Genomic DNA, 16,225 nt, shown 5'->3' on the forward strand with positions numbered 1-16,225 from the left:
GTACCGGATGCCAATCCACTCCATGTGCGCCTTGGCCCTGGCATTCTATGTCGTCACGGTCTCGTCCGCCGCGCCGGAGAAGGGCGACCCGGTCACACGCACCCTGGCCAGATCGGTCAAACCGCTCCAGAAGTCGCTCCATGCGCTGGGTTCGACGATCCGCAATATTCAAATCAACTACGTAGCCTTCAAGGACCTGTGGAACGAGAACCAGGCCCTGAAGGAACAGATCGCGGCCCTGGAAGCCGAGCGCAACCGGCTCTTCGAGGCCAAACTGGCCAATGACCGCCTCACCGAGCTGCTTGAGATCCGCACGCGGATCCTGCGGGAGTCGGTGGCGGCCACGGTCATCAGCAACAGCGCCAGCAGTTGGTTTCGCACCATCACGGTGGGCAAGGGCGCCGGCTCCGGCATCCATCGAGGCATGGCGGTGATCACGCCCAGAGGGGTCGTGGGCCGGGTCGTCTCGGTGGCCGACGATACCGCCAAGGTCCTGCTGCTCACGGACCACAAGAGCGGCATCGACATCATCACCCAGCGGACGCGGGTGCGCGGCATCGTCTCGGGCTCCGTGGATGGAGAGCCCATCGTCAAGTACATGGGGCGCAACGATGACATCCGCCCCGGTGACCGGCTCATCACCTCGGGGTTGGATGGGACCTTCCCCAAGGGGCTTCTGGTGGGCACCATCGTGGAGGTCGCCGACGACGGGCCCGGGCTTTTCCGGCGTGTCCGGGTCTCGCTGGCGGTGGACCCCTTGGTGATGGAAGAGGTGCTCTTCATTTCCGACAAGCCACGACCGGCCTACTCCTCGACACCCCATCGGAACCCTCAGGCAACACCGTCCGCTACGCCATGAACCTGTCGCTGGTCTTCTTCGGCATCGGTTTGATCTTCATCGTCCTTCAAGCGACGGTCCTGCACCTCGCGAGTTGGACGCCCATCATCCCCGACCTGACACTGATCCTGTGCGTGTACTGGGCGCTCAACCGGCCGCGGGTGGATGCCGTCTGGGCAGCGTTCCTTCTCGGATACGCCGTCGACATCGTGTCGAGCCCGCAACCCGGCGTCAACGCCCTGGCCTTCTCGGCGGTCTTTTTCGTGGTCTATCTCGTGTTCCGCTACGTCTGGACCAAGGGGCTCCTGATCAGCGCCGTCACCGTGTTCGTCGCCACATGGCTGAAGGTAGGCGCGTTGATCGCCGTGTCTCCGATGTTCGACTTGTCCGCGGGCAACTGGGTGGTGGTGGGAGACGCCGTCTTGCGGGAGGCCCTCTTCTCCGCGTGTATCGCGCCGCCTCTGTTCTTGATGCTTCGCTCCATCCAGAACCGCATGGAAGCCGTGAAAAAGTCCTCGTCCCTCGCCAATGCTTCCTCTTAGGCCAAGCCCCCGAACGCTGCCGGAATTCCGTGGACGCACTCGCTTCTTCACGCTCCTGGCCCTGGTGGCCTTCGCCTTCCTGGGCTATCGCCTTTGGATGCTCCAGATCCTGCAGGGCCAGCAGTACGCGGTCATGTCCGAAAGCAACCGGATCCGGCTGGAGCGCATCCCCGCGGTGCGCGGCCTCGTGTTCGACCGCAACCAGCAGCTACTGATCAAGAGCCGCCCATCCTTCGATGTGCGCTACGCGCCAGGCGAAGCCGGAGACAGGCCCGCCACGCTGCGGCATCTCGCGGACCTGCTGGATGCCGACGCCGATGAACTCGCGGAGACGGCGCGCCACACCAACCGGTCGAAGGGCGTGACGCTGCTCCGCGACGTGGACTGGCCCGCGGTGGTGGCGGTGGAGACGCACCAACTCGACCTCCCGGGCATCGAGGTGAGCGTCAAGGCGCGGCGCAGCTACCTGACCGAAGACATGACCGCCCACATACTCGGCTACCTCGGCGAGATCAGCACGGAGCAGTTGCGGGGTCTGCGCCGCAAGGGCTACCGCCGGGGAGACGAGATCGGGCAGTCGGGACTCGAGAAGCGCTGGGAGGAGCACCTCGCCGGGCGCAGCGGCGGCGAAAGGGTGGAGGTGGACGCCGTCGGCCGGAAGGTCCGCGTCATCGACCGCCTCAGGGCGACGCCTGGGCACAACGTCGTGCTGACGCTCGACCTGAACGTTCAGCAGGCGGCCTATGACGCGTTGCAGGACAGGGAGGGCGCCGTCGTCGTCCTGGACGTGAACACCGGCGCCGTGCGGGCGCTGGTGAGCACTCCGGCCTTCAACCCCAACGCGTTCGCGCGCGGGCTCACGGCCCGAGAGTGGCATGAGTTGACCAACGACAGCGAGACCCCGCTGCACAACCGGACGCTGCAGGGTCATTTCCCGCCGGGCTCCACCTTCAAGATCATGACGGCCCTGGCCGCGCTGCAGGAAGGGGCTATCTCCCCACATACGCGACTGTTCTGCGGCGGCACCTACAAGGTAGGCAACCGGGTCCTGAGGGACTGGAAGAAGCACGGACACGGCAATGTCAACATGCATCAGGCCCTGGTGCAGTCGTGCGACGTCTACTTCTACCAAGTGGCGCAGCGGCTGGGCGTCGACAAGATGGCCAAGTGGGCACGCCGTTTCGGGTTGGGATCGCCCACCGGTATCGGCCTGGAGAGCGAGAGCCCTGGCCTGGTCCCGGACCGCGCCTGGAAGAAACGGCGTTTCGGCACCCCCTGGTACCCGGGCGAGACCCCGTTGGTGGGCATAGGTCAGGGTTTCATCGGAGCGACGCCTCTTCAAATGGCCAGCATGGTCGCCGCCGTCGCCAACGGCGGAACGGTCTATCGCCCGTGGTTCGTCCGGAAGGTCGTGTCCCCCGACGGGGAGATGATGGAGGAATACGGCCCGGTCCGCGCCGCCACGGTGAACCTCAAGAAGGGAACTCTGGAGATCGTGCGCCGGGCGCTGTTCGACGTGGTCCACGGGCGGCGCGGCACGGCACGGCGCGCGCGCTCGGATCTGGTGGAAATCGCCGGCAAGACCGGCACCGCGCAAGTGGCGGAAATGCGCGGCGAAGCCGTAAAGAGCGCGGACCTTCCCTACGAAATCCGGGACCACGCGTGGTTCGTGGCCTACGCCCCCGCGGACGAGCCGGAGATCGCCGTCGCCATCCTCGTGGAGCACGGCGGCGGCGGGGGTTCCACGGCTGCTCCCATCGCCCGAGCGGTGGTCGAAGCCTGGTTCCTCTCGGGCGACGACGAGTCCGAGGACATCGAGATGACCGACGCGCAGTTGACCGCCTTGTTCACCGGGCCACGGCCGCGCCATGCAAATTGACCGACGCCTCGTGGTCAGCTTCGACTGGCCGTTGTTCGTCCTCTCCGTTGCGCTGGCGCTTCTGGGGATCGTCACCATCTACAGCGCCACCTGCAGCGCCAACGAAGAGTGCTCGCGCTACCTCGCCACCAAGCAGTCCTACTGGCTCGTCATCGGCCTGTGCTGCATGGTGGTGGCCTTCTCGGTGGACTACCAGCGCCTGAACCGCTGGGCGTATCCCATCTACGGCGCGGTCGTCCTCCTCCTCGGCCTGGTGCTGCTCATCGGCATCACCAGCGGCGGCTCACAGCGTTGGCTGGACCTCCGGTTCTTCGCCTTTCAGCCCTCCGAGCTGGCCAAGCTCGTGCTTGTGCTCGTGCTCGCCAAGACCCTGTGCTACTACGAGCCCGGCTACTCGCTGACCGCCCTGGGCGTACCGCTCATGCTTTGTGCCCCGGTGCTGTTGCTGGTGCTCCTGCAGCCGGACCTGGGCACGGCCGTATTGATCTTTCTCATCGCCATGGCGGTCGTGGTGATGTCCGGGCTGCGCGTGCGCTCGCTGGTGTATTTCACCGTGGCGGCCATCGCCGCCTTGCCCGTCGGATGGCAGTTCCTCAAACCGTATCAGAAGACCCGCATCTGGACCTTCATGAACCCCGAGTCGGATCCGCTCGGAGCCGGCTACCACGTCGTGCAGTCCAAGATCGCCATCGGTTCCGGACGTCTCTGGGGCACGGGATACCTCCAGGGTAGCCAGAACCGCCTGGAGTTCCTGCCGGAGCAGCATACCGATTTCATCTTCGCGGTGTTCGCCGAAGAGTGGGGATTTTCCGGGTGCGTGGTGCTGTTGGCCGCGTATACGCTGCTGATCCTGCTGGCGTTACGCGTAGTGCGGCGGGCTCAAGACCGTTTCGGGGTGCTTCTGGCCGCCGGGATCGCGGCGATGCTGTTCTGGCAGTTTTCCATCAACATCGGCATGGTCACCGGGCTACTGCCGGTGGTGGGCATTCCCTTGCCCCTCATCAGCTACGGCGGCTCCTCGATGGTGACCACCATGCTGGCCCTCGGACTCCTGGTCAACGTCAGCATGAGGCGCAACACGCGCTAGCGCGTCAGCCCAGGGCCTTGTCGATCTCGCCTACCAGTCTGGCCTTCGGGGCGGCGCCGACGATCTGGCCCGAGAGAGCTCCCTCCCGGAAGATCATCAGGTTGGGAATTCCCCGTACGCCGTAACGGCTGGGGGTCTCGGGATTCTCGTCGACGTTGATCTTCACCACCTTGAGACGCCCGTCGTACTCACTCGCCAACTCTTCCAGCACCGGCGCGATGGCCTTGCATGGACCGCACCACGGAGCCCAGAAATCCACCAGCACCGGCAAAGGCGCGCGAATCACCTGCGCTTCGAACTCGTTGTCCGCGACATGGGATATCTCCATGGAAACGTCTCCCTTCCAATGTCCTGCGCCAAGCTCATATCTCCGAAAGGACGTTCAACAGAGTGCGGACGCCGAACCCCGTCCCCCCTTTCGGATACGTCAGGTGCTCCTTGCTCGCGAAGGCGGGTCCGGCGATGTCGAGATGCGCCCAGGGCACCTCACCGACGAATTCCTGAAGGAACAGCGCCGCCGTGATGGCGCCGGCGGAACCGCCGCCCACGTTCTTGATGTCGGCGACGCTGCTCTTGATGTCCTCGCGGTACTCGGCGGCCAGGGGCAGCCGCCAGAGCCCTTCGCCGGCATCCCGGGCGCACGCCATCAATCGGTCCGCGAGCTCATCGTCGTTGCTGAACAGTCCCGCCAACTCGTTGCCCAGCGCCACCACGCAGGCCCCGGTGAGGGTGGCGAGATTGATCATGCAGTCAGGCTTCTCCGCCGCCGCCAGGGTCAATGCATCCGCAAGGATGAGCCGGCCCTCGGCGTCGGTATTCATGACCTCCACGGTCTTGCCGCTACGGTAGCGGATGACGTCTCCCGGCTTCTGGGCGCCGCCGTCCGGCAGGTTGTCCGTGGCGGGTACCAGGCCCAACACCTCGACCTCGGGGGCCAGCTCCGGCAACACGCTCATGGCCCCGATGACCGCCGCGCCCCCCGCCATGTCGAGCTTCATGGTCTCCATGGAACGTGGCGGTTTCAGGGACAATCCGCCGGAGTCGAACGTGATGCCCTTGCCGATGAGGGCCACCTTCTTCCGCGCCCGCCCCTTGGGCCGGTAGCGTATGTGTATGAAACGCGGCTCGTCGCGGCTTCCCTGGTTGACCGCGAGGAGTCCGGCAAGCTTCATCTGCTGGATCTTTCGCTTGCCCCACACCGCGACCTCGAGCCCTTCGCCCTGGCAGGCGGCCTGCGTCTGCTCCGCGAGGTATGCCGCGTTGGCCGTGGACGGCGGCTCGTTGACCAGATCCCGCGCCAGCGCCACGGCCGACGCCGCCAGCCGCGCGCGCTTGACGGCACGGACCAGCGCCGCGCTCCGGGTGCCCGCGGTGCGTCCCAGGACGAGGGTGCGGAGCCCGGCCGCCGCGTTGCCGTTGGTGCGGTACTTGGTGAAGCGGTAGCTGTTGAGGAGAGCGCCTTCGGCGACCGCGCTTACCACCCTATCCACCTGCTGGTCCTGAGGCAGCATGAAGGTCGCCTCGTCAGCCCACAACCGCGCGGACTCCCTGGCGGTGACCGCCCCGGCCACACGCCAGTTATGGATGCGGTCGTCGTCATGCTTCCCGAGCCCCACCAGCAGCAGGTGCCCGGCGGGAATGGCGCCGTGAGTCGCGATCAGGAGCGAGCCGCCGCTCGTGGCCTTGAAACCGCTCTTCTTGATGAGCGCGCCGAGCCGGCCCTTGAGCTGGCCGTCGAGGGTCCGCACCAAGCGGTCCTCAAGCCCCTTGTCCGTAACCGGAAGCGCCAGGAGAGCGCTCCCTACCCGCGCCGGGGTTATCTCCCTCAGCTTGATTTCCATGGACATGAATCAGAACTGACGTCCACGAATCAGATTCATGAACTCCGCGCGCGTCTTGTCCTGCGTGCGGAAGGCGCCCAGCAGCGCGCTGGTCACGATGGTGGAGTTCTGCTTCTGCACGCCGCGCATGCGCATGCACATGTGCTCGGCTTCCATCACGACGGCGGCCCCCAGCGGCTTGATGCGTTCCATGACGGTCTGGGCGATCTGGTTGGTCAGCCGCTCCTGCACCTGCAGGCGCCGGGCATAGGCATCCACCAGCCGCGCCAGCTTGGAAACCCCGACGATGTGGTGCCGCGGAATGTAGGCCACGTGGGCCTTGCCGTGGAACGGCAGCAAGTGGTGCTCGCACAGGGAGAAGAAGTCGATGTCCTTCTCCAGGATCATCTCCTGGTAGTCTTCGGTGAACAGGGCTCCGTTGATGATGGCTTCCGGATCCTCCTCGTAGCCGCTCGTCAGAAAGGAAAGCGCGGCGGCGACTCGGTCCGGGGTCTTCTGGAGGCCCTCCCGGTCGGGGTCTTCCCCGAGCCCGGAGAGGATGGCGCGAACGTGATCGGCGAGAGCATCCGTCCGCTGTTCCTGGCTGTGAGATAGTCTTTGAACGGACATCGGGGCAACGTAACATCTGCCCAAAACCGGGTCAAATCGAGCTTCCTCGTGTGAGGAGGAGGCCCGCCCGACGGACAATGCGTCGTGCTCTGTCTCACGAATTGCGCTATAAAGAGCCCATGATCAACGTGACCGAAAGCGCCCCCGAGGAAGACGCGTCCCACCTGGTGACCCTGGAGGAAATCGGCCGGTTCGTGGACGAAGCCGCGGACCTGCAAGGATGCCTCAACAGCATCGCCGGCATCGTCGCCAAGCGCATGCAGACCGAGGTGTGCTCGGTCTACCTCCTCGACACGGAGCTCGGCAGGCTGACCCTCAGCGCCACCAAGGGACTGGACCCGGTGGCCGTGGGGCACGTCTCCATGAACGTCGGCGAGGGGCTGGCGGGACTGGTGGTGGAGACCGGGGAGCCCGTGATGGTGATGGACGCTCCGTCGCATCCCCGGTTCCTCTATTTCCCGGAAACCGGCGAAGAACGGTACCACTCCTTTTTCGGCGTCCCGGTCAGCGCGCGCAAGAAACCCATCGGCGTCCTGGTGGTGCAGACCTCCCGCCCGCGCGAGTTCACGCAGGAGGAGATCCGTCTGCTCAAGGCCATCTCCGTCCAGGTTTCCACCACCATCGTGCACGCGCGGCTGATGGACTCACTCAACGACAAGGAACGCGAGCGCAAGCAGTCGCGCCGGCGCATGGTCAGCGCGCTGCGGCGTCTGCGGTCGTCCGAGGGACGGGGCAAGCAGCGCAGCGGCGAGGCGCCGCGCAAGTTCCGCAGCCGTCTCACCGGGCTGACCGCCTGTCCCGGCATCGCCATCGGCAAGGCGCACATCATGCAGCGGCGTCTCGACCTCGGCGCCATCAACAGGTCCCACACCGGCGATCCCCTGGGCGAGGTCGAACGCTTTCGTTCGGCGGTGCGGCGCTCGGTGGCCCAGGTGGCGGAGATCAAGACACGCATGATCGCCCTCATCTCCGACGAGGCCGGGGCGATCTTCGACGTGCACCGGCTGGTGCTCAACGACCCGGTCCTGCACGACGAGATCGAGAAACGGATCCGCGAGCGGGGACTGACCGCCTACTACGCCGTCGCCAGCACCTTCCGCAAGCACATGCAGACCGTGAGCGAGGTGGGCGACAGCTACCTCAAGGAACGCACGGCCGACATCCGCGACGTCGCCGAGCGCTTGTTGGACAACCTGTCCGGCACCGGAGACCGCCAGCAAACCACTCCGGACAGCGGCGCCATCCTGGTGGCCGAAGACCTTTCGCCGGCCGATCTCGCGGTCATCGAGGGCGATCGCTTTCAGGGCATCGTGCTGGCCACGGGCGGCGTCACGTCCCACGCTTCGCTGCTCGCCAAGTCGTTCGAGATCCCCACCGTGGTGGCGGCGGAGGGCCTGCTCGAAAGCGTGCGCACGGAGGACTCGTTGATCGTCGACGGGAACTCCGGAGTGGTGTTCGTCAATCCCAACAAGGAAATCATCGGCGAGTACGACCGGGTGGAGCGGCACTATCTGGCCGTCAATCGCGAACTCGACGAGATGCGCGACTTGCCGGCGGAGACCACCGACGGCCGCCGGGTGCGCCTGCTGGCCAACATGGGCCTGCTCACGGACATCCGGTTCGCCCATGCCCACGGCGCCGAGGGCATCGGCCTTTACCGCACCGAGATCCCGTTTCTCGCCTACCACGACTTTCCCACGGAGGCGCAGCAGTTCGCCCTCTATCAGAAGGTCGTGGAGGGGATGGACGGCAAGCCCGTCACCATCCGCACCCTCGACATCGGCGCCGACAAGTACCCACCCTATGTCGGCATCGCTCGTTCCGAGCCCAACCCCTTTCTCGGGTGGCGTTCCATCCGGGTGTCGCTGGAGGTGTCCGAGACGTTCCGAATGCAGCTCCGCGCCATACTGCGGGCCAGCGCCCTTGGACCCGTGCGCATGCTGATCCCCATGGTGTCGAGCCTGGAGGAGATTCTCCGGGTCAAGGCCATGGTACGCGAGATCAAGGTGGAGCTCACCCGCCACGGCGTCCCCTTCGACGCCGGAATGGAATTGGGGATCATGGTGGAGGTGCCCTCGGCCGTGCAGATGGCCCATCGCCTGGTGGAGGAAGTGGATTTCGTGAGCATCGGCACCAACGATCTCATCCAGTACCTCCTGGCCGTGGACCGCGGCAACCGCAAGGTCGCGCCCCTGTACGAACCGTTCCACCCCGCGGTCCTGTCCGCGCTGAGCCAGGTCATCCAGGCCGCCAGGGAGCGCGGCAAGGGAGCGGCGATGTGCGGCGAGATGGCCGGCGACCCGCTCTCGACCGTGTTGTTGATGGGGCTGGGCCTGGAAGAGTTCAGCATGGAATCCCTATCCATACCCGTCGTCCGCAAGCTGGTACGCTCGGTGAGCTACGAACGGGCACAAGCCATCGCGAACACCGCGCTCCGGATGGACACGGTCGACGAGATCAAGCGTCACCTCTTCGGCGAGATGCGCGCCCTGGGACTGGTGGAGTTGGTGGAACTGTATCGCTGAACCTGCCGTCCTCACCGGCGAAGACTTGACGCCGATCTCCTCCCGTTGACACCTCGTTCCCAGGTTCGCCTGCCGGCAACCTCGGCTAAGTGCCCGTGGTTGTTGACCTTGGGGCACTCTCACCGAGCTGGCACGGCGGTTGCCCTCATGTTGCGGCATGAAGGAGCCCCCATGCGAGCCGGAGCCGGGAAACCTGGAGGCGGCCGCGGAAGAGGATTGTCGGGACGAACGCGTCGCGGCGCACCTGTCCCTGGTGGAAGCCATCGCCCGTCAGCTTCACCGCCGGCTGCCGCCGAACGTGGACGTCGATGCCTTGATCAACTCCGGCGTGGTGGGCCTGCTGGAGGCACTGGAACGCTACGATCCGCAACGCGGCGTCTCGTTTCCCGTCTACGCCAGACACCGCATCTACGGTGAAATGATCCAGTGCCTGCGCTCGCTCGACTGGGTCAGCCGCTCGATCCGCGCCTGGGGGCGCCGCTTCGCCGCGGCACGCGCGCGGCTCACGGACCAACTCTGCCGCGAGGCCACCTCCGAAGAGATGGCCCGGGAGCTGGAACTTCCTCTGGAACGGTACCACAAGCTCAACTACCAGGTGGGGGACAACGGCTGCACGAGCCTCGACGACCCGTCCTGCAGCGAGCTGGATCTGATCATGGACCGCAGCGCCGCCGGCCCGGAACTCTATCGGGACCCGTGTCACCACGTCGAACGCGTCGACCTGGTGGACAAGCTGAAACAGGCGGTGGCCCGGCTTCCGGAGCGAGAGCGGATAGTGGTCACGCTACGCCACTATCATGAGCTCAAGTTCCGCGAGATCGGGGAGGGGCTGGGGGTGACGGAAGCGAGAATCTGCCAGATCTACGTGCAGGCCCGCAAGCGCCTCTACGACGCGCTCATGGGTCGACAATGACCGCCGCGGGCGCGCGGGCGGAAACCCGGGGGCCTCAACCGCCGGCTCGAATGGCGGCGATTTCGTCCTTGATCACCTCAAGCCTCGGCGAGTCCGGCGCGTACTGCTGGGCGGCGCGCTCCAACGCGTCAATGGCCTTGCCGGTCTCGTCCCGCAGCAGGTACGACTGCGCCAGGTAGTAGTGCGCCTTGCCGGGCTGGTTCAGCTTTCGATAGGCGTATCCGAGACGGCGGGCGGCCTCCGGCCAGAACGGCGCGAACTGACGCGCCTTCAGGTAGGCGCGCGCGGCGTCCCGAAAACGCGACTCCTTTTCGAAGAGCCGGCCCTGGTACAGGTGGCTGATGGGATCTTCGGGCTGACGTTCCAGCATGCGATCGAGGGCGGCATGCGCCTTGGAGATCTCCTCCGTGTGCAGATACACGCGCCCGAGGTCCCGATGCAGGTTGGGGACGGCCGGGTTCAACCGCGCCGCCCGTTCCAGCATGTCGCGTGCCTGCACCCACCGGCCGGTGGCGGCATAGGCGAGTCCGAGCGAATACGCGGGCATGGCCGCGGTGGGGCGGCTTTCGTGTTCTTTCCGCAGCCGTTCCACCACCGTCTCGGGCTCGTCCCGCAACTCGATCAACAACTTGACGCGCTGGATGTCGTCGACGTCCCTGAAACGGGGCGCCGAGAGCCCCTGCGCGCGTATCGATGCCGACAGATTGGCGATCCGTTTATCCGTCAACGGGTGCGTCAGTAGGTATGCGGGCCTGCCGACGGGGTTGAGCAGCCGGTCGTGGTACATCCTGCGCATGAAGGTAACCGCTGCCTGGGGATCGTAACCAGCGCCCGCGAGGTAGCCGATGCCCAGGTTGTCCGCCTGCTCTTCCATCTGCCGGCTGAACTCCAGTTGCCGCGACATGGCCACGGCGGGCCCCGCCAGCGCGGCGGGCCCGATTACCGGTGCCAGGAACACCCCGAGCATGCCCACGAGCATGGCGACGTCCGTGGAGGAAGCGAGAACGTGGAAGTGCCGAGCGTTCACATGGACGATCTCATGGGCGATGACCGAAGCAAGCTCGTCCGTGCTCCGCACCCGCTGAATGAGGCCGGAGTGCAGGAAGATGCTGCCGCCGGGGACCGCGAACGCGTTCAGCGACGAATCTTCGATCACGAAGAAACGGTACGGGTATCGGATGTTGCCGACGGCTTCGAGCACACGGCGGCCGATACGGTCGGCATAGAGCTCGACCTCGGGATCTTCGATGAACTTGAGCTGACGCCGGGCCTCGCGCCGAAACTGGCGGCTGATGCGGATCTCTTCGTCTTGGGAAAGCGCGTAAACGGGCGGCATGCGGAGCGGCACCGTCGCGTGGCAGACAACCAACAGCACCACCGCCCAGAAGTAGAGGGCTCTCCGCATGGATTAGAATCTATCGGACGCCCTCCGGGGGGTCAAACCAGTGTCGTGTCCGGCTGATTCCATGTCCCGCGTCACATTGTGACGCCGTGCGACGCGGGACACCGGCTGGATCACTCCAGCCCCAGCCATACGAACAGGTCGCCGGGGGGGAACGGCAGATGGAGGGCCCAGTCGAAGATGCCGGCGAAGAACGCGTACGCCACCGCGGTCAGGACGATGGACATGAGCCAGCTCTCCCGCGCCCCGACCTTGAGATAGAGGAAACTCGCCACCATCGATGACCACACGAAACCGATCAGCCAGATGGAGATGAAGAATCCCACGACCCACGCGCTGATCGCCAGGGTACGGCGGCGCGTCTCCGCCGGTGAAATCTCCTCCACCTCCTCGACGCCCTCTTCCCCGTGCACGACGACTCGGGTGGTGGTGGTGATTTCCTTCACGAATACCACCCCGCTGATGACCAGGGCGGGAAGGCCGATGATGAACGGGAACAGCGCGGCCCGTTCCTCGTAAGCGCCGAAGCCGAAGAAGACTTCACGCATCACGTAGGCGAACAGCGCGACGAAGCACAGCGCGAAGACACCGTTGGCGATGCGGTCGTTGCGCGCCAGCGGCTCTGTCGTCTTGGTGATGCCGGGCACGGCGAACTTGTCCTCGTGGCGCTCGGCCCGCTTGCGCTCCCTATAGGACTGATAAAGGGGATAGAGCGCTCCGGCCACAATGAGGGCCGCGATGATGAGCACGCCCGGCCGCAGGAGAAAACCGACGCCGTAGACCTTGGTGGCGATGAACAGGTTGTTCTCCGCGATGCCGCCCAGGACGAGCCCCAGCAGCAGAGGCGGACGCTGCCAGTCGAACCGCACCATGAGCCATCCCACCGCGCCGAACAGCAGCACCAGCAGCATGTCGCCGAAAGCGTTGTTGACCGCGAAGCCACCCAGATAGATGAGCAGCAGGAGGAACGGGATCAGGTAGGTGCCCTTGACGAACGTGATCTTGGCGAGCTGGTTCAGGAACAGCAGGCAGACGGCCACGGTGATGATGTTCGAGACGACGATGATCCAGACGAAGGAAAAGGTGAGGTCCAGGTGCTTTTCCGGATCCAGCAGGTCCGGTCCAGGCACGATCCCCTGAATGATGAACGCCCCCAGCAGGATCGCCATGGAGACGCTCCCGGGCACGCCGAAGGCGATGGTCGGCACCAGCGCGCCGCCCTCCTTGGAGTTGTTGGCCGCGCCGGGTCCCAGCACGCCCTCGATGGCGCCCTTGCCGAAGCGGTCCTTGTCTCCCCCGGAGCTCTGCACCGCGTGGGCGTAGGCCACCCACTGGGCCGGGCCGCCCCCCAGACCGGGGATGAGTCCGATGTAGGAGCCGATGGCGCTGCAACTCAGCACCAGCTTCCAGTGCCGGAAGGTGTCCATGATGCCCTGCATGACGCCGCCCAGCTTGCCGGTGGACTGGCGCGCGATGCTCGATCCCTGCACCGACAGCTCGATGATCTCGGGGATGGCGAACAGTCCCACGGTGACCGAGACCAGCGAGAGGCCGTCCCACAGGAACAGCGCGGCATCCTCGCCGATGAGCGGATCGAGGGTAAAGCGCGGCACGCTCTCGATGGGGTCCAGGCCGATGGTGGCGAGGATCAGCCCGAGGGCGCCGGTGCACAATCCCTTGAGCATGTTGCCGCCGCTCAGGGAGGCCACGAACGTGATCCCCAGAAGGGCCAGCATGAAGAATTCCGAGGAGCCGATGGAGAGCACCAGCGGCTGCACGATGGGGATGGCCAGCGCCAGGGCGAACGCGCCGAACACGGCGCCCACCAGCGAGCTCATGAGCGCGGCGCCGAGGGCTCGCCCGGCCTCGCCCTTCTTGGCCATGGGGTGGCCGTCGACGATGGTGGCGGCGGTGATGCCCTCGCCCGGCACGCCGAAGAGGATCGAGGTGATGTCCCCGGTGGTGGCGGTGACCGCGTTGGAGCCCAACAGGAACGCGAACGCCGTGGTGGGGTCCATGTTGTAGATGAACGGGAGCATGAGGGCCAGCGTCGTGGCGCCGCCCAAGCCGGGGAGGATGCCCACCACGAACCCGATGGCGATACCGATGAGCATGAACAGGAAGGGATCCTGTCCAGCCTCGGAGAACGGCAGAATGTTGGCCAAGCCTATGAAGAATGAGTTGAAGGTGTCCATACGATAGTCTCTGAACGTTGGAAGCGCGATCCGCGACAGGGGAAGCTCTTACCCTTCGTACCGGGTCAAGGGCCGATTCGGCAGATGGCAGATGCTGGAGTTGTGTTGGGAGATACTACGTAATCAAACGTGCCTTTATCACTGAAACCACAAGGCGTGTCAAGCACCCAACGGTCGTGGTGACGGATGCGCCCTCAACCGCCGCGCGGCCGCGTCACCGCTCGGCCGCCAGCCACTCGTAGCTCGTCCCCTCGCCGTTCTCCTGGCTCACCGGAAGGCCCAGGCCGGCCCACCCCTCCACCACGACTTGTCCGTAGGGGTCGCGCATGCCGCCGAAGCCGCCCGCGACGCTGGCGACGTCCTGGTAACCCGTCTGTTCCAGCAGGTTGGCCGCGCTGTTGGAGCGCGGCCCCGCCTTGCAGCCCAGCAGCAGCTTCCGGTCCTTGGCGTAGTGGCGCTCCACCACCTCGACGAATTCGTGGTTGTAGACCATGCCCTGCGCCGGATCGTGGAACGCGATGGGAATGTTCACCGCTCCCTCCGGGTGCCCCGCGGCGAACTCCTCCACCGTGCGCACGTCGATGTACACGGCGCCGGTGTCCTGCCGTAGCGTGTCGTAGGCTTCTTGGGGCGAAATCTCCTTCACGGTCTCTCCTGGTCGTGTCCTGTGGGTCGCGGCTCCGCGCCGATGCGGCCGCCGCGCCTACATCCCCATCACGTTGTAACCGGCGTCGACATGAAGCGTTTCGCCGGTGACGCCGCTGCCCAGTTCGCTCACGAGATAGACGGCCGTGCGGCCGATCTCGGCCGCGTCCACGTTGCGCTTGAGCGGCGCACGTTCGCCCGCGAGGCGGAGCATGTCCCGGAACCCGGCGATGCCGGCCGCCGCCAGCGTCTTTACCGGCCCGGCGGAGATGGCATTCACCCGGATGCCGTCCGCCCCGAGGTCGTACGCCAGGTAACGCACGCTGGCCTCCAGCGCCGCCTTGGCCACGCCCATGACGTTGTAGTTGGGGACCACCTTCTCGGACCCCATGTAGGTCAGCGTCACCACCGCGCCGTCGCGCCCCTTCATGAGCCGGGCCGCGTGGCGCGTCAGCACCACCAGCGAATACGCGCTGATGTCCAGCGCGGTGTGGAACCCGGCCCGCCCGGTCTCGACGTAGGGCTGCGCCAGATCCTCCTTGTTGGCGAAGGCGATGGCGTGGACGAGGATGTCGAGCCCGCCCCACTCGCGCCCGACCTCCTCGAAGACGCTTTCGATCTCGTCGTCACGGGTGACGTCGCACGGCAGGACCAGGCTCGAGCCGATGCCCTCGGCCAAGGGGCGGACGCGTTTCTCCAGGACCTCGCCGGCGTAGGTGAAGGCCAGCTCCGCTCCGTGGGCGTGCAACTCCCGAGCCACCGCCCAGGCGATGCTCCGCTCATTGGCCACGCCGAAGATCAACGCCTTCTTGCCTGCCAGAATTCCCGCCATGTCCGACTCCGTGCGTTCGCGGCGGCGCACCCGCGGAGGCTCGCCGCCCGTCCTAGCTAGCTGCCCTTGGTCAGCCCCCTCTGCCAGAGGTACTCGGTTTCCCCGAGATTCTTGCCCACCCAGCGTCCGACGACGTAGAAGAAGTCGCTCAAGCGGTTGACGTACTTGAGGGGCCACTCGCCGACGTCTTCCACGCGCGACAGCCGGAGGATCTCCCGCTCGGCCCGCCGGCACACCGTGCGGCACTGGTGGAGTTGCGCGCTGATGGGTCCACCGCCGGGCAGGGTGAAGGACTTGAGCGGCTTGAGGTCCTTCTGGCACTCGTTGATGAGCTGCTCCAGCCCGGTGACCTCCGCCGCGCCCACCCGGTGCATACCGTCGTAGGTGAAGCCTTCCGGGGTTGCCATCTCGCTGCCGAGGTCGAACAACTCCTGCTGGATCTGCTGGAGCCAGCCGTCGAGCTTCAAGCGCAGCTCGCGTTCTCCCCTTCCCTGCTCGTTCCAGGTGCGCACCAGCCCCACCACCGCGTTCAGTTCGTCGATGGTGCCGTAGGCCTCCACCCGCTCGGAGTCCTTGGGAACGCGTTTTCCGCCTACGAGGCCGGTGGTGCCGTCATCGCCGGTGCGCGTGTACACGCGCGTAATTCGAATGGCCATCTTGCGTGTCCCAGGTTCCGCAATAACGATGGCAACAAACGTATCGGGTTCGGGAAGAGAAGCCAACCATTGCCGCGGTAACGTGGCCGTTCGGAATTGTTTTTTTCGCGGATCGAAGATGTTAGCCCAAGTTTAACATAGGTAAATGAAAGTCATTATAATTCGGGGGGTTAGCGGGTCGATTTTTTTCTTCTGGCACTACATTCTGGTGTCTTAACGATAATACTGAGAGTTCAGACGGTCAACTTTTTGATGCCGCCG

14 protein-coding genes are annotated in these 16,225 nt (G+C 65.6%); 6 read left to right on the forward strand and 8 right to left on the reverse strand.

Translation table 11 applies throughout. The features are described 5' to 3' along the window. Positions 1 to 22: 22 nt before the first annotated feature. From mreC to rodA, 4 genes are read left to right on the forward strand one after another with little or no spacing between them, the layout of a single operon-like run. Entirely contained in the window at positions 23 to 859 is an 837-nt protein-coding gene (gene mreC / locus OXF11_04950; protein ID MCY4486448.1) for a rod shape-determining protein MreC, read from the forward strand. Continuing rightward, complete coding sequence (mreD, locus tag OXF11_04955) at positions 856 to 1,380, forward strand: rod shape-determining protein MreD (GenBank protein MCY4486449.1); 525 nt, start codon at positions 856 to 858, stop codon at positions 1,378 to 1,380. The genes mreC and mreD overlap by 4 nt, the downstream gene beginning before the upstream one ends. Then, a complete protein-coding gene (gene mrdA / locus OXF11_04960; GenBank protein ID MCY4486450.1) occupies positions 1,367 to 3,259 on the forward strand; it encodes a penicillin-binding protein 2 in 1,893 nt (630 codons plus the stop codon). Before mreD ends, mrdA begins: the two co-directional genes overlap by 14 nt. Then, entirely contained in the window at positions 3,249 to 4,346 is a 1,098-nt protein-coding gene (gene rodA, locus OXF11_04965; protein ID MCY4486451.1) for a rod shape-determining protein RodA, read from the forward strand. Before mrdA ends, rodA begins: the two co-directional genes overlap by 11 nt. Positions 4,347 to 4,350: 4 nt before the next feature. Here rodA and trxA read toward each other — a convergent pair whose 3' ends face one another. The 3 genes from trxA to folE are packed head-to-tail and all read right to left on the reverse strand — an operon-like array spanning position 4,351 to position 6,796. Next, positions 4,351 to 4,674, reverse strand: a complete 324-nt coding sequence (trxA, locus tag OXF11_04970) for a thioredoxin (GenBank protein ID MCY4486452.1) — start codon at positions 4,672 to 4,674, stop codon at positions 4,351 to 4,353. Positions 4,675 to 4,708: 34 nt separating this feature from the next. Further along, positions 4,709 to 6,187 (reverse strand): leucyl aminopeptidase, encoded by a 1,479-nt coding sequence (locus OXF11_04975; protein ID MCY4486453.1) that lies wholly within the window; start codon positions 6,185 to 6,187, stop codon positions 4,709 to 4,711. A 9-nt stretch (positions 6,188 to 6,196) separates the two neighbouring features. Continuing rightward, positions 6,197 to 6,796: a GTP cyclohydrolase I FolE gene (gene folE, locus OXF11_04980; GenBank protein MCY4486454.1), complete on the reverse strand. Its 600-nt coding sequence runs from the start codon at positions 6,794 to 6,796 to the stop codon at positions 6,197 to 6,199. A 119-nt stretch (positions 6,797 to 6,915) separates the two neighbouring features. Here folE and ptsP point away from each other — a divergent pair, with 119 nt between their 5' ends. After that, positions 6,916 to 9,321, forward strand: a complete 2,406-nt coding sequence (gene ptsP, locus OXF11_04985; GenBank protein MCY4486455.1) for a phosphoenolpyruvate--protein phosphotransferase — start codon at positions 6,916 to 6,918, stop codon at positions 9,319 to 9,321. Between the two features lie 157 nt (positions 9,322 to 9,478). After that, positions 9,479 to 10,234, forward strand: coding sequence for a FliA/WhiG family RNA polymerase sigma factor (locus tag OXF11_04990; GenBank protein ID MCY4486456.1), 756 nt, complete (start codon positions 9,479 to 9,481; stop codon positions 10,232 to 10,234). A gap of 34 nt (positions 10,235 to 10,268) precedes the next feature. Here OXF11_04990 and OXF11_04995 read toward each other — a convergent pair whose 3' ends face one another. From OXF11_04995 to OXF11_05015, 5 genes are all read right to left on the reverse strand, one after another. Further along, positions 10,269 to 11,639 (reverse strand): tetratricopeptide repeat protein, encoded by a 1,371-nt coding sequence (locus OXF11_04995; protein ID MCY4486457.1) that lies wholly within the window; start codon positions 11,637 to 11,639, stop codon positions 10,269 to 10,271. 110 nt (positions 11,640 to 11,749) lie between these two features. Further along, complete coding sequence (locus OXF11_05000; protein ID MCY4486458.1) at positions 11,750 to 13,831, reverse strand: tripartite tricarboxylate transporter permease; 2,082 nt, start codon at positions 13,829 to 13,831, stop codon at positions 11,750 to 11,752. Between the two features lie 214 nt (positions 13,832 to 14,045). Next, positions 14,046 to 14,477 carry a rhodanese-like domain-containing protein gene (locus tag OXF11_05005; GenBank protein MCY4486459.1) on the reverse strand — a complete coding sequence of 144 codons (432 nt, stop codon included), beginning with the start codon at positions 14,475 to 14,477 and terminating at the stop codon, positions 14,046 to 14,048. Positions 14,478 to 14,534: 57 nt separating this feature from the next. Next, positions 14,535 to 15,308, reverse strand: coding sequence for an enoyl-ACP reductase (locus tag OXF11_05010; GenBank protein ID MCY4486460.1), 774 nt, complete (start codon positions 15,306 to 15,308; stop codon positions 14,535 to 14,537). A 56-nt stretch (positions 15,309 to 15,364) separates the two neighbouring features. Further along, complete coding sequence (locus OXF11_05015; GenBank protein MCY4486461.1) at positions 15,365 to 15,964, reverse strand: cob(I)yrinic acid a,c-diamide adenosyltransferase; 600 nt, start codon at positions 15,962 to 15,964, stop codon at positions 15,365 to 15,367. Between the last annotated feature and the right edge of the window lie 261 nt (positions 15,965 to 16,225).

Source organism: Deltaproteobacteria bacterium (assembly GCA_026712905.1).
Classification (GTDB): domain Bacteria; phylum Desulfobacterota; class Binatia; order UBA9968; family JAJDTQ01; genus JAJDTQ01.

Bases quoted from the DNA above. Each gene is read 5' to 3' on its own strand.
- mreC (MCY4486448.1), top strand. From the start codon at position 23: ATGTGCGCCTTGGCCCTGGCATTCTATGTCGTCACGGTCTCGTCCGCC.
- OXF11_04990 (MCY4486456.1), top strand. From the start codon at position 9,479: ATGAAGGAGCCCCCATGCGAGCCGGAGCCGGGAAACCTGGAGGCGGCC.
- OXF11_05010 (MCY4486460.1), bottom strand. From the start codon at position 15,308: ATGGCGGGAATTCTGGCAGGCAAGAAGGCGTTGATCTTCGGCGTGGCC.
- trxA (MCY4486452.1), bottom strand. From the start codon at position 4,674: ATGGAGATATCCCATGTCGCGGACAACGAGTTCGAAGCGCAGGTGATT.
- ptsP (MCY4486455.1), top strand. From the start codon at position 6,916: ATGATCAACGTGACCGAAAGCGCCCCCGAGGAAGACGCGTCCCACCTG.
- rodA (MCY4486451.1), top strand. From the start codon at position 3,249: ATGCAAATTGACCGACGCCTCGTGGTCAGCTTCGACTGGCCGTTGTTC.
- OXF11_05015 (MCY4486461.1), bottom strand. From the start codon at position 15,964: ATGGCCATTCGAATTACGCGCGTGTACACGCGCACCGGCGATGACGGC.
- mrdA (MCY4486450.1), top strand. From the start codon at position 1,367: ATGCTTCCTCTTAGGCCAAGCCCCCGAACGCTGCCGGAATTCCGTGGA.
- folE (MCY4486454.1), bottom strand. From the start codon at position 6,796: ATGTCCGTTCAAAGACTATCTCACAGCCAGGAACAGCGGACGGATGCT.
- mreD (MCY4486449.1), top strand. From the start codon at position 856: ATGAACCTGTCGCTGGTCTTCTTCGGCATCGGTTTGATCTTCATCGTC.
- OXF11_04975 (MCY4486453.1), bottom strand. From the start codon at position 6,187: ATGGAAATCAAGCTGAGGGAGATAACCCCGGCGCGGGTAGGGAGCGCT.
- OXF11_04995 (MCY4486457.1), bottom strand. From the start codon at position 11,639: ATGCGGAGAGCCCTCTACTTCTGGGCGGTGGTGCTGTTGGTTGTCTGC.
- OXF11_05000 (MCY4486458.1), bottom strand. From the start codon at position 13,831: ATGGACACCTTCAACTCATTCTTCATAGGCTTGGCCAACATTCTGCCG.